Annotated in this window: 8 protein-coding genes; 7 read left to right on the forward strand and 1 reads right to left on the reverse strand. The window is 65.5% G+C overall.

Annotated elements, in window-relative coordinates; genetic code table 11:
• Positions 1 to 266: 266 nt before the first annotated feature.
• Both IV501_RS05585 and IV501_RS05590 read left to right on the forward strand, forming a co-directional pair.
• Entirely contained in the window at positions 267 to 782 is a 516-nt protein-coding gene (locus tag IV501_RS05585; RefSeq protein WP_200555472.1) for a hypothetical protein, read from the forward strand.
• A 194-nt stretch (positions 783 to 976) separates the two neighbouring features.
• A complete protein-coding gene (locus tag IV501_RS05590) occupies positions 977 to 1,921 on the forward strand; it encodes an arabinan endo-1,5-alpha-L-arabinosidase (protein ID WP_200555473.1) in 945 nt (314 codons plus the stop codon).
• Between the two features lie 31 nt (positions 1,922 to 1,952).
• Here the strand turns inward: IV501_RS05590 and IV501_RS05595 are convergent, their stop codons facing one another.
• Positions 1,953 to 3,002 carry a LacI family DNA-binding transcriptional regulator gene (locus IV501_RS05595; RefSeq protein WP_307812203.1) on the reverse strand — a complete coding sequence of 350 codons (1,050 nt, stop codon included), beginning with the start codon at positions 3,000 to 3,002 and terminating at the stop codon, positions 1,953 to 1,955.
• 187 nt (positions 3,003 to 3,189) lie between these two features.
• On the opposite strand from IV501_RS05595, the gene IV501_RS05600 reads away from it, so the two are divergent.
• From IV501_RS05600 to IV501_RS05620, 5 genes are all read left to right on the forward strand, one after another.
• On the forward strand, positions 3,190 to 4,494 hold the full coding sequence (locus IV501_RS05600) for an ABC transporter substrate-binding protein (RefSeq protein WP_307812204.1): 1,305 nt from the start codon (positions 3,190 to 3,192) through the stop codon (positions 4,492 to 4,494).
• 100 nt (positions 4,495 to 4,594) lie between these two features.
• Complete coding sequence (locus tag IV501_RS05605; protein WP_200555475.1) at positions 4,595 to 5,479, forward strand: carbohydrate ABC transporter permease; 885 nt, start codon at positions 4,595 to 4,597, stop codon at positions 5,477 to 5,479.
• A 3-nt stretch (positions 5,480 to 5,482) separates the two neighbouring features.
• Positions 5,483 to 6,367 (forward strand): carbohydrate ABC transporter permease, encoded by an 885-nt coding sequence (locus IV501_RS05610; protein ID WP_200555476.1) that lies wholly within the window; start codon positions 5,483 to 5,485, stop codon positions 6,365 to 6,367.
• Positions 6,368 to 6,436: 69 nt separating this feature from the next.
• Positions 6,437 to 10,411, forward strand: a complete 3,975-nt coding sequence (locus IV501_RS05615) for a hypothetical protein (protein ID WP_200555477.1) — start codon at positions 6,437 to 6,439, stop codon at positions 10,409 to 10,411.
• Positions 10,408 to 12,996 carry a family 78 glycoside hydrolase catalytic domain gene (locus tag IV501_RS05620; RefSeq protein ID WP_200555478.1) on the forward strand — a complete coding sequence of 863 codons (2,589 nt, stop codon included), beginning with the start codon at positions 10,408 to 10,410 and terminating at the stop codon, positions 12,994 to 12,996. The genes IV501_RS05615 and IV501_RS05620 overlap by 4 nt, the downstream gene beginning before the upstream one ends.
• Positions 12,997 to 13,025: the final 29 nt, after the last annotated feature.

The following is a 13,025-nucleotide window of genomic DNA, read 5'->3' on the forward strand; positions in this document are numbered from 1 at the left end:
CCTCGCCAAATCCCGCCTCACCCTCGTTCCCGACACCGGAAGCGAGGTGACCGAACCAGAACTGGCCCTCAGCGCATAATCCTTAGCTCGAAGGAAAACCGGCTACACCACTACCTGGGACTTGACCATGGCTTCTAATTCAGCGAATGGAAAAGCCCTCACTAGACGCGCTGGTTGGCAGATTTGTTGAGTTTCGGTGCGTAGCCTTGGTGCAGAGTTGTCACCGGTCCCCACTGCCGTGAGCACTACCTCCAGAAAGTAGTCTCATGTTCTTGCTCGGCCCCACCGTCGTCTATTCCGCCAGCGACCTCACCGCCGCAGCCACCTGCGAGTGGGCGACGATGCACCGGGTCGGCGCGAAGCTCGGGCGGGTGGAGCTATCGAAGTTCGAGGCTGACGACATGCTCGCCCGCACCGCGAAGCTCGGCGACGCGCACGAGCTGCGGGTGCTTGCCGACCTGAAGGCGACGCGCGACGTGGTGGAGATAGCGCGGCCCGAGAACCCGACCGAGGTCGAGGAGGTTGCGCGGCAGACATCCGTCGCCTTCCAGAGCGAGGCGGGTGTCGTCTACCAGGCCGACTTCTTCGACGGACGTTTCTCGGGTACGCCGACTTCATCCTGCGATCGGATGACGGCAGCTACGAGGTCTACGACACCAAGCTCGCCCGGCACGCGAAGATCACCGCGCTGCTGCAGCTCGCGGCGTACAGCGAGCAACTGCAATGCCTCGGCATCCGCACCGGCGAGCGGGTGCACCTGTGGCTCGGCGACATGCAGGTGAGTTCGCATCGGCCGCAAGACATCCGTGACGCGCCGACGCGGGTTGTTGGCGCGCTCCAATTAATGTAACGCTGTAGGGGAGGGCCGAAGGCCGGCTCCATTTCACGGGACAGCGAGGTCACCATGATTTTGCCCAAAATCAGAGCATTGCGCGCATCGCACACAGCTCGAAAGCGTCGATTGAGAGCGGCCTCGGTGCTTCTGGCATTCGCCGCCCTGGCCACCCTGGTTCCGGCCGCATCCGCGTCGGCGCTCACCGGTTCAACCCGGTTGCATGACCCGAGCATCATCAAGGTGGGTTCGTGCTTCTACGGTTTCTCGACCGGTTTCGAGAACGATCCGCTCAACCCGAGCGGCTCGATCACCGAGTACAAGACCTGCGATCCGACGGCCGCGACGGGCTGGGTCAAGGTGGGCAACATCTGGAATTCCACGCCCTCGTGGATCGTGAAGAAGCTCGGCTCGAACCCGCCGAATATCTGGGCGCCCGACATCAAAGTGATCAACGGAAAGTATTACCTCTACTACGCAGCCTCGCTCTGGGCCAACAACACCATCGCAGATATGGGTGTGGCCACGGCAACCAGCATCACCGGCCCATGGACTGATCAGGGGCTTGTCACCGATGTGAATTACCCGATCGACCCCAACGTCGAACGGGGGCCGAAAAACTCCCTGTACGTGTCGTGGGGTTCGTGGGCGGGCACGTACATGCACCTGCTGGACAACGCGACGGGAAAGCTGTCGACCACGAACAACAACCTGTGGATGATTGCCAAGGGCATTGAAAGCCCGACCATCATGCACGACGGGGGCTACTACTACCTCTTCGGGTCGAAGGGGAGCTGCTGCAGCGGCGTGAACAGCACCTATTACACGGTCGTCGGACGGTCAACCAGCATCACCGGCCCGTACCTCGACAAGGCGGGCGTGAATATGGTCTCTGGCGGCGGCACCACGGTGCTCACGGGAGCCTCGCCCAAGGTGGCCGCCGGTGGTGGCGACGCCTACGAACGCGGAGCGCTGAAGTATTTCGCGTACCACTACTACGACGCCAACAATGCTGGACGCGAGACCCTCGACATCCGTCAGGTCACGTTCTCCAACGGATGGCCGGTCATGGGGGCTCCGCTCTCGTAACGGCCCGGGGCCGTCGTCGCGCCGAGGTGCGTTACGACGGCCCCGTCACCGTCATCATCCCCGTCACAGTCACAGGCACCGTCGAGGCGCGTTCGATCAACTCCGGCTGGAAGACGACCTCGCGGGGCGCAATGCTGAGATCGGATGCCTCCTCCAGCAGCAGCCGGATGGCGGTGGACCCCATCTCGGCGCTCGGCTGCCGAACCGAGGTGATCGGAACGACGGCCGACCGCGCATACATGATGTCGTCGTACCCGACGAGAGCGATGTCGTCTGGCACCCGGATCGCCGAGCCAGACATCGCGAACGCTTCGAGGATGCCCAGCGCGAGCAGGTCGTTCGCCGCGAAGATCGCGTCTGGTCGCCGCGCCTTCGGTCGATCGGCGATCTCTTGTCCGACGAGCCGGCCGGCCTGGATGCTGAGCGCCTGAATGCTGACAGGCGGAGCGCTGAGCAGCTCCAGCGTGGCAGCGGCGGACCCCGCGATCGCGGCCTGCGCGCCAGCGAGGCGGTCGGTCACCTGCCTGATGTGCAGGGGACCGGCGACGAACGCCACCCGAGTGCGCCCGAGATCGACGAGGTGCTGCACCGCGAGCTGGCCGCCCGCGACGTCGTCGACAGAGACGGATGTGGCTTCGACGGGAGTGTGTGCCCGGCCGATCAGAATCGACGGGATGCGCCGCTCGCGCAGGCTGCGCACCCGGGTGCTGATGTCTCGGGTGGGCGAGACGAGTACGCCGCGAACCCGTTGGAGCTCGAACGCCGCGAGGTAGTTCTCCTCACGCTCGCTGTCGGCATCGCTGTTGCCGAGCAGGACGGTGAGGCCGAGCGCTGATGCCGACCTCTCGGCGCCCCGCGCGACCTCCATGAAGAACGGATTGCCCGCATCCAGCATCACGAATCCGATCGTCGAGCTCGTGCCGGCTCGCAGTTGCCGGGCTCTCTCATTGGGCACGTAGTTCATCGCGGTGATGACGGCCTGCACCCGTTCGCGAGTGGCGAGTGAGACGACTTCGGGACGATTCAATACGTTCGAGACGGTTCCGACGGAGACTTCGGCGCGCGCGGCGACGTCACTCACTCGGAACTCCTTCATGCCGACGGTGTGCCTCTCTGCTGGGGTAGGCGCAAGCATGGCATAATTTGGAGCGCACCAATATTAAAACTTGGAGCGTGCCAAAAAAGTGTTGACACACTTGGAGCGCGCCAGTTAGGTTGCTCAGCATTGAACCGTCTCAATCGGAGGCGTCGCATTTCAAGGAGGAATTGTGACCACAGCATCCAGTCGACGATTTACCCGTCGACTCGTTCCCGTCCTGGCGGTTGCCGGTGCGACGCTCATCGCTCTCAGCGCGTGCGCGGGCGGCGGCGGCGCGGCAGCCGGCAACGGCAAGTTCACGTATCTACACGTGACCGAAGACCCCGCCACCCCGGCCATCATCAAAGAACTCGCCGGCAATGAGTGCACCGCCGAGAATAAGGCCCTGCCGTACGACGATCAGAAGATCGCGCAGGCCCAGCTCGACCAGAAGGTTCAGCTTCTTGCGGGCCAGAAGGGTCTGCCGACGATGTTCTCCGCCGGCGGTGCCCCCACCGTCACGCAGTCGCTCGACAAGTCGGGATCGCTCGTGGATGTCGACGCGGCGCTCACCAAGCTGGGTGTGGCCGACGACATCCTGCCGGCCGCCAAGTCCACCATCAAGGCGCTCTACGGCGGAAACGACATCGCGCTGCCCTACCAGTTCAACATCGAGGGCTTTTGGTACAACAAGAAGATCTTCACCGAGAACGGCTTGACCGTTCCCGGCACCTGGGACGAGCTCGTCTCTGACGCGAAGGTGCTCAACGACGCCGGCGTTCAGCCGTTCGCCACGGGCGCCAGCGGACAGGGCTGGCCGATCACCCGTCTCATCAGCGGCTACGCCTTCCGCGAGCTCGGACCGGACGCCATGGCGAACATCCGTGACGGCAAGGCCAAACTCACCGACCCGGCCTACGTGAAGGCCGCCCAGGCAATCGCAGACCTCGGCTCGAAGGGGTACCTCGGCAAGGCGCCCGAAGCCGTGGACTACAACACGATCATCTCGGACTTCCTCACGGGCAAGGCCGGAATCATGTACATGGGAAGCTGGGTTCTGCCGAACTTCGCCGACGCCACCGCCAACAAGATCGGCTCGGACAACATCGGGTTCTTCCCGTTCCCGACCGTGCCCGGCGGCAAGGGAACAGTCGACCAGCTGCCCGCGAACGTCGGTGTTCCCACCGCCCTCTCCAAGGCCGCCTATAACGACAAGGTCGGCGCCTGGACGAAGTGCATCGCGAAGAACTTCGGAAGCGCTGCGCTGAAGGAGAGTGGCCAGATCTCGGGCTTCAAGGTGAACACGCCGGTGAAGACCGACGCGCTGACCTCGCTGGTGCAGGACAAGATCGCGAGCACGAAGACGAGCGTCGTCTGGTTCGAGACCTACTTCAGCTCCAAGGCGAGCACCACATCCTGGAACAACATCGCCGCGCTCGTCGACGGTAAGACCAGCGCCGACGATTTCATGAAGCTGGTGCAGGCCGACCTGTAGCCTGCCGAACTCTCGCGGGCGGCCGATCAGCATGGCGGCCGCCCGCGGGAACCCGCGCCCATCGAGCTCGACCACGGGCCCACTCCAGAAAGCTCTTCACGTGAAATCTGTGTTCGCGGACCGCAAAGCCGCAATCATCCTGCTCGCCCCGGCACTGCTCATCTACGTCGTCGTCATGCTCGTGCCGGTGTTGTCGTCTCTCGGCTACACCTTCTACACCGGGAGCCCGATCACCGGATTCACCTTCAACGGGTTCAACAACATCACGCGCCTGTTCCAGGACAAGGATGTCTGGACCGCTCTCGGCTTCACCCTTCGGTACGCCCTCGTGGTCTCGGTGCTCCAGATCGCCCTCGGGTATGCCCTCTCACTCTTCTACCTGTTCGTGCTGCGCCGACTGTCGACGCTCGTGCGCACCCTGGTCTTCTTCCCGGTGGTGTTGCCCACGGTGGCGGTGGGCCTGCTGTTCCAGCGCCTCTTCGCGATCGTTCCTCAAAACGGCATAGCCAACACCGTGGTGGAGTTCTTCGGCGGACACGCGCTGAGCTGGTTCAACGACGCGGGCACCGCATTCTGGGTGATCGTGATCATGGACCTCTGGCGGTCGATGGGCTTCTACGGCGTGCTTCTGTATGCCGGGTTGCTCGACATCCCCGATGACATCATCGAATCGGCCAAGCTCGACGGTGCATCGGGAGTGCGCCTCATCCGGCACATCGTCATTCCGCTCTCGCTTCCCGTGCTGCTGTCCTCGATCATCTTCTCGATCAACGGCACCCTGAAGGTCTTCGACTCGGTGCTGGCGCTCACCAACGGAGGACCCGGCAACGGCACGACCCCGCTGACGCTGTACATGTTCCAGACCGCATTCAGCTATGGCGATTACGGCTACGGCAGCACCATCGCCCTGCTGCTCACGGTCATCTGCCTCATCGTGACGGTACTCATCTTCCGCTCCTCGCGCCGCGACCTGACGAAGGGCTGATCGATGACGTCCACTGCGCTTCCCGCCACTCGGCAGATCCCCGCTCGCATCGTTTCCCCGTCGAGGATTGTCAGCAAGGTGGCGAGCATCGTCGCCATCGTCGTGCTGCTCGTGATCGAGATCTACCCGCTGTTCTGGCTGATCATGAGCTCGTTCAAGACGCAGGACGAGTTTCTCAACGCCCCCGCCTGGGCGCTTCCGAGCGGTTTCGACTGGAGCAATTACTTCGACGCTCTCGTGACGGCCAACATCGGCAAGAACATCCTCAACAGCGTCATCGCCACGGCGCCGTCGCTCGCGCTGATCATCCTGTTCGGAACGGCGGCGGGTTTCGCGCTCGAGGTGCTCGTGTTCCGGGGTCGAGGGGCGATCCTGCTCACCTTCCTCGCCGGCATCATGATCCCGGGCCAGATGATTCTGTTGCCCCTGTTCAACGCCTACTTTCAGATCGGGATCACCGGCACCCTCTGGCCGCTCATCATCACGTACACGGCCACCGGAATGCCCCTCACCGTCTTCATGATGGCGACCTACTTCAGGGCGGTTCCCCGCGAGATATTCGAAGCGGCGGCCATCGATGGGGCCTCGATGTTGCGCTCATTCTTCTCCATCGGCTTCCCGATGGTGCGCAATGCCGTGTTCACGGTCGCGCTCGTGCAGTTCTTCTTCATCTGGAACGACCTGCTGATCGCGATCACCTTCACGAGTTCCAGCGACACCGCCACGGTGCAGGTGGGGCTCCTCAACTTCTCCGGGCAGTACGGCGCCACCCAGTTCGGCCCCCTGCTCGCCGCCATCTGCGTGAACGTGGTCGGCATTTTGATCATCTACCTCTTCCTCAACCAGCGGATCATGCGGGGCCTGGCAGCGGGCTCCGTCAAGGGATGATCTCCGCGGCATCCGCCCGTTCGCCCCAGTGACTTTCGACTTTCGACTTCGACCCAAAGTGAGAACTCTGTGACCATTCAGCCCACGCCCTTCGATGCCATCGCCGAGCGATTCCGAGAGCCGCACGCCAACGAATACGGCCCCGTGCCGATCTGGTGGTGGAGCGGCGCGAAGGTGACGCGCGAACGGCTTCGCTGGCAGATGGAGCAGCTCACCTCGCAGGGAGTTGCCCAGGCGGTGATCATGAACCTCGCGCCATCGGGGCCGCTGTACGGTTCGCTCGCCGACGATCCGGCGTTCATGAGCGAGGAGTGGTGGGAGCTCTTTCTCGGCGCGTGCGAGGACGCGGCAGAGCTGGGATTCCGATTCTGGCCGTACGACCAGCTCGGATTCTCTGGCGCCAACTTCCAGGGTCGTCTCGTGACGAAGAAGCCGCACTGGGCGGGGCGCACGCTCGGCCGACTCGTCGTCGATATCGAACCTGGTCGCACCACTGAGGTCGCGTTCCCGCAGGACTCGGAGCCCCTGGCCGCCTACGTCGTCTCGACCGACGGTGGGTCGGCCGAGGCGGTGGAGATCGTGGATGGGCGCGCGCGCTGGAGCGGCACTGGCCAGACACTGACCATCGTCTTCGCCCAGGAGCACGGCTTCGACTATTTCAACCCGGAGGCGGTCGCCGGACTCCTCGACACCATCCACGGTGAGTTCGAGCGTCGCGCGTCACAGTGGTTCGGTTCGGTGATCGTGGGGTTCTTCCAGGACGAGCTGCCGTCGATGCCGACCTGGGGGGATGACTTCGCCGCGAGTTTCGAGGCCGCACACGGGTTCGCGATCGAGCCGCGACTGGGGGCGCTGTGGGGGGACCCGACGCCCGGGGACGGGCATCCGCTCTCCGACGATGAGGTGAGGCTTCGGTACGAACGCCACCGGGCGTCGAAATCACGCGCCGCGTTCTTCGGGCAGCTCGACGCCTGGCTCGCCAAAAACGGCCTGCAGTGCGGGTTCGACCAGCAGAGTCCCGCACGCGAGGGCGACCCGGTGGGTTCGGTGGGCGTCTACGCCGACTATCTCGACACGCACAACGGATTCTCGGCCCCGGGCAGCGACCACCTGGGTGACCCCAAGGTGCACAGCTCGCTCTCGCACCTCTCCGGTGGCAGCCGCACGTGGATCGAAGCATTCCATTCGTCGGGATGGGGTGGAACGCTCGAGGAGACCTATGACTGGCTCGCGCCGTTCCTCAAGCGCGGCGCCACACTCTATGACCCGCACGCTGTCTATTACGCGACCCCCGGTGGCTGGTGGGAGTGGGCCCCGCCGTCTACCTGCTGGCGCCAGCCGTACTGGCCCGAGTATCACGTGCTCTCCGGGGCCGTCGCACGGCTGAGCGAGGCCCTGTCATTTGGCACCCTCGTGGCCGACACGGCCCTGATCTTTCCGACGACGACGGTGCAGGCCGGCTTCACGTTCGGCTCGCCGACCACCGCGGCGGCCGATGCGACGCGCGTGTATCACGAGCTCAACGGGGAGACCGCATGGTCGGCCGAGCGCCCCGGCGTTCTGGATCGCGCTGCCCACGAGTACGAGATCGTGAACGACGGTCTGCTCGACGGTGCCCGAGTGGATGCCGCCGGACTCCACGTTGGACCGGCGACCTTCCGCAACGTGGTGCTGCCGGCGGTGGACGTGCTCGATGATGCGGCAGCCGGCGCGCTGGCAGACCTGGTGGATGCCGGCGGCCGCGTCATCGCCGTCGAATCGAGCCCGCGCTGGTTCGTCGAGCCTGGCGAGGGAGCGGAGCGCTTCTCGCGTCACGTCGCCTCGGGTGCGATCGCGGTCGCCGCGGATTCGTCCCGGGTTCCCGAGTTCCTCGAGCGTGCCTCCGTCTGGGCGGAGGCCGACGTTCCCGTGCTTCTGCGGCAGGTGGAGGGCGGCTACCTCCTCGCCCTGTTCGCCCACGACGACGTGACCGGAACCGAGCAGCCGATCTTCAAGGGCTCCGAAGGCTACCTCGACTGGATCGAGGTGTCGTGGAATTCCTTCTGGGAGGGGTTGCGCGCCGACGGGTACACCTTTGTTCCCGTCGGAGGTCGCACGACGCGGGTGCGCATTCACGGTGTCGGCGGGGCGCAACTGCAGCGCTGGAATCCGGTCACCGGAGAGCGCTTCTCGCTCGCCCCGCACATCGCCGATGACGGCTCGGTGAGCGTCGACGTCGACTTCCGCGATGGCAGCGTCACCCTGCTCGCGGTGGGCGACGACCTACCTGATGCCGATGGGACGGCACTCGACTGGGATGATTCGGGCGTGGCGGTCGACATCGTCGACTGGCAGGTCGAGTCGGAATCCTCGCTCGACAACCGGTTTGGAGACTTCGGGTCGGCCGACCGCGGTGGTGTGCTGCCGCAGGAGATCTGGGAGTTCGACACGGCCACCGGTGAGACGCCGACGCAGTGGTCGCCGGTGGTTGCTACCTTCGGTCCATACGCGCGAATCGCTGGTCCGGCGACATCGCCCGATTTCTCTGACGATGACTGGCGCGAGGCGGAATGGTCGCTGTCGCGGGGCATCCGCAACGACGGATCCCACATGGAGTCCCTCGGTCCGAAGGGCTACGTACCCGACGAGGTGCTGCTGTGGAAAGACGTGCGCGCGGGGCAATTCGTTGCCGCAACCACGTGGATCGAGGTGGCAAGCGACTCCCGGAGCCTGGTGGTCGGAGCAAACGCTCGCACGACCGTGTCCATCGACGGTGCGATCGCCGAGCGGGATCCGTCTAACGGATACTGGACCACCGTGCCCGTCGACGCCGGGCGCCACCGCATCGACCTCGGTTTCGAGGCGGAGTACGACGAGGATCTGCGGGCGACATTCGCCGTCGTCGCGGATGTCGAGGCATTCCGCCGGGCCGAATGGGTCGTTCCCGTCGATGGCTCGCTGTCTGCATCGACCCTCACCGTCGAGCTCGAATTCGACATCAACGAGCTTCCGGCCGACGGGCGAGTGCAGGTCGGTGCGGAACAGCCGTGCACGATCGTGATCAACGGCGTCGACATCGGCCGGCAGAACGCCTTCCATCCCTACGGCGGTCACCGCGAGGCACGGTTCCACCCCTACGACCTCGCGCCGCACCTGCACCCTGGCCGCAATCGCCTGGAGCTGCGGTCGACCGATCCCGGACGCGAACCGGCGGTGGTGGTCGACTCGGCACCCACCGCGCTCGGTGGGCTCGGCATCATGACGGGCGTGGGGGAGTGGACCGCGGTGCGTGACGGCACCCCGGTCGATCTTCGCCTGCGCTCGCGTCAATGGGGCGCACCCCGCTTTCTCTGCCTGGTGGCGCGACCGCATCCGTTGCCCCGATCGGCGTGGTTGGAGCGGCCGGCGTTCGGTGGTTCGATCGTCGATGACGTCATTCCCGACCTCGACCCCGACGACGACGCTCCTCGGTGGCTCAGAGCCGCACTTCCGACAGGAACCCGGTCGATCGAGGTGCCGACTCGGCTTGCGTTCGAGGCATTTCTGGACGGATCGACGCTCGGGAGCGATCACGTCATCGTCTTTGACCCGCCGACAGAGACCGGCGCCATCTTCGAATTGCGATTCGACGTGACGGATGGTCGACGAGGCGGTGCGCTGCTCGATGAGCCGGCACGCGTCGAGACGCAGCGTGTCGCGGCGGACCTTCGCGACTGGAGCGAACTCGGATTCGACGCGCTCGCCGGCGAGGTGCGTTATTTCGCCACCGTGTCTGCGTTCGACCCGTCGGATGGCGCGGTCGTGCTCGACCTCGGCGACGTGCGGGGGTCGGCGTCGGTTCACCTCGACGGCGAGAAGGTTGCCGAGTTCGCCTGGGGCCCGTACTCCGTGGATCTTACCGACCGGCTCGCCGGAGGGGACCATGAGCTCGAGGTGAGAGTGCACAACACGCTCGCCAGCTACCTGGATGTCGCTTCGCCCACGCCCGGGGTGTTTCCGGGTCAGAAGCGGGCGGGCCTGTTCGGGCCGGTGCGTCTGGTGGCGAAGAGGGTACGCCGGTCGTGAGCGTAACGGTCGCCACACCCACCTTCGAGCACCACGACCTCGCGCTGGGAATCGGGGAGGTGCGGCCCCGAATCAGCTGGACGATCACGGCGGAACCGGGGTGGACGCAGCGGGCGTATGAGATCGAGACACGTCGGGCGGGCATCGCCCACGAGTCGGGGCGGATCGAATCGTCCGAGCAGATTTTGGTGCCGTGGGCCGATGACGACCTCGACTCGCGCGCCGCGGCAACCGTGCGCGTTCGCGTCTGGGGCCAGGATGACGCGGTGTCGGACTGGTCGTCGCCCTCCGAGGTGGAGATCGGGCTGCTGCACGCCGAAGACTGGACGGCGGTCGGGATCGGGGCAGGCTGGCACGAGGACACCGAGAAAGACAACCCGCCGCCTCTGCTGCGGGGACTTTTCGAGGTCGACGGGCCGGTCGCATCCGCTCGCCTGTATGTCACCGCGCACGGTCTCGCCGAGGTTGAGATAAACGGTCGCAGGGCGGGCGATCAGGCACTGCTTCCCGGCTGGACGGTCTACCAAAGTCGGCTTCGCGTGATCACGATCGACGTCACCGAGCTGTTGGTGGACGGCGCCAATGCCTGGGGTGCCTGGATGGGAGACGGCTGGTATCGCGGTCGATTCGGATTCTACGAGGGCGGTACCCGCAATCTCTACGGAGACCGCCTCGGCCTGTTGGCCCAGCTCGAGATCACGTACGCGGATGGCAGACGGCAGACTGTCGGCACCGATGCCACCTGGCGCGCGGCCTTAGGGCCGATCACCCTGGGTAGCCTCTACGACGGCGAGCGATTCGACGCACGCCGCCACGATCCGGCCTGGTCGACTGCCGCCTACGACGCCTCCGGTTGGGCCCCGGTGGCCATGGTCGAATTCGACCTCGCCACCTTCACAACCCCCGATGGGCCTCCGGTGCGCTGCACCGAGGAGCTGCGACCGAAGACCGTCACAGCCCTCTCCGGCGGACGGATGCTGCTCGACTTCGGCCAGAACCTCGTCGGCCGGCTGCGGGTGACCGTGAAGGGAGAAGCCGGACACGTTGTGCGGTTGCTTCACGCCGAAGTGCTTCAGGACGGCGAGCTGTACCGCCGTCCCCTTCGTGGGGCAGCGGCGATCGACGAATACACGCTCGCTGGGCTGCCGGACGGTGAAGTGTGGGAACCGCGGTTGACCATCCACGGCTTCCGCTACGTCGAGGTGGACGGATGGGAGGGTCGCGCGATCGAGGACGCCGTCGTGGCTCGGGTCTACCACAGCGACATGCGCCGCACCGGGTGGTTCGAAACGTCGAACCCCCTCGTGAATCGGTTGCACGACAACATCGTGGCCAGCATGCGCGGCAACTTCGTCGACGTGCCGACGGACTGCCCGCAGCGGGACGAGCGGCTGGGCTGGACCGGCGACCTCCAGGTCTTCGCGCCCACCGCATCCTTCCTCTACGACACCTCCGGTTTTCTCGCGTCGTGGCTGAAGGACCTCGAGGCCGAGCAGCTGCCGGACGGCACGGTGCCGTGGTACGTGCCGGTGATCCCCGGTGGCGACATGTGGACACCGATCCGCCCCGGCGCGGTCTGGGGTGACGTTGCGGTACTCACGCCCTGGGTGCTGTGGAGCCGCTACGCGGATAAGAACGTGCTCGCGCGGCAGTACGAGAGCGCTCGCCGATGGGTCGACCTCGTCGAACGGCTCTCGGGCGGCGCGCACCTGTGGAACTCCGGGTTCCAGTTGGGCGACTGGTTGGATCCGGCCGCGCCGCCGGACGATCCGGCCGACGCCAAGACCGATCGCTATCTCGTCGCCACGGCATACGCGGCGTGGTCGGCTCGTCATCTCGCGCAGATCGCCGAGGTTCTTGGCCGCGCGGGTGACGCGGAGCACTACGCCGGTCTCGCGGGGGAGATCCGCCGGGCATTCGTCGAGGAATACGTCAACGCGGACGGCACTCTGACCAGCGATGCGGTGACGGCGTACTCGTTGGCGATCGCATTCGGGCTGATGCCCGATCATATGGTGGCGCGAGCCGGCCATCGACTGGCCGCTCTCGTCGCCGAATCCGGGTTCACGATCGCCACGGGGTTCGCCGGGGTGAACGTCGTGAGCGACGCCCTCAGCATGACCGGGCACACCGACATCGCCTACGGACTGCTTCTCGAAGAGGAGTGCCCGTCGTGGCTCTACGCCGTGAAGATGGGCGCGACCACCATCTGGGAGCGCTGGGACAGCATGCTTCCCGACGGCTCGATCAACCCCGGGGAGATGACGTCGTTTAATCACTACGCGCTCGGGTCTGTCGCCGATTGGATGCATCGCAGGGTCGCGGGGATCGAGGCGCTGGAGCCCGGATACCGCGTCGTGCGGTTTCGTCCGGAACCTGGTGGAGGATTGACCTGGGCGAGTGCCCGCCACCTCTCCCCGTATGGAGAGATCTCGATCAGCTGGACGCACGAGCAGGCGGTGCTGACGGTCGAGCTGGTCGTGCCCATCGGAGTAACCGGCATCGTGTACCTTCCCGGGACGGAACCGGTCACCATCGGCGCCGGAACGCATCGACTTCACGCCGAACTAGAGGAAACCCGATGAGCGCAGCGGAGTCGCCACTGCGGATGCCG

Origin of the sequence: Lacisediminihabitans changchengi, from assembly GCF_016634425.1 — a bacterium.
GTDB classification, from domain to species: domain Bacteria; phylum Actinomycetota; class Actinomycetes; order Actinomycetales; family Microbacteriaceae; genus Lacisediminihabitans; species Lacisediminihabitans changchengi.

What these genes read in the sequence shown, in the direction of transcription:
- IV501_RS05585 (WP_200555472.1), top strand. Translation starts at nt 267, where the DNA reads ATGTTCTTGCTCGGCCCCACCGTCGTCTATTCCGCCAGCGACCTCACC.
- IV501_RS05610 (WP_200555476.1), top strand. Translation starts at nt 5,483, where the DNA reads ATGACGTCCACTGCGCTTCCCGCCACTCGGCAGATCCCCGCTCGCATC.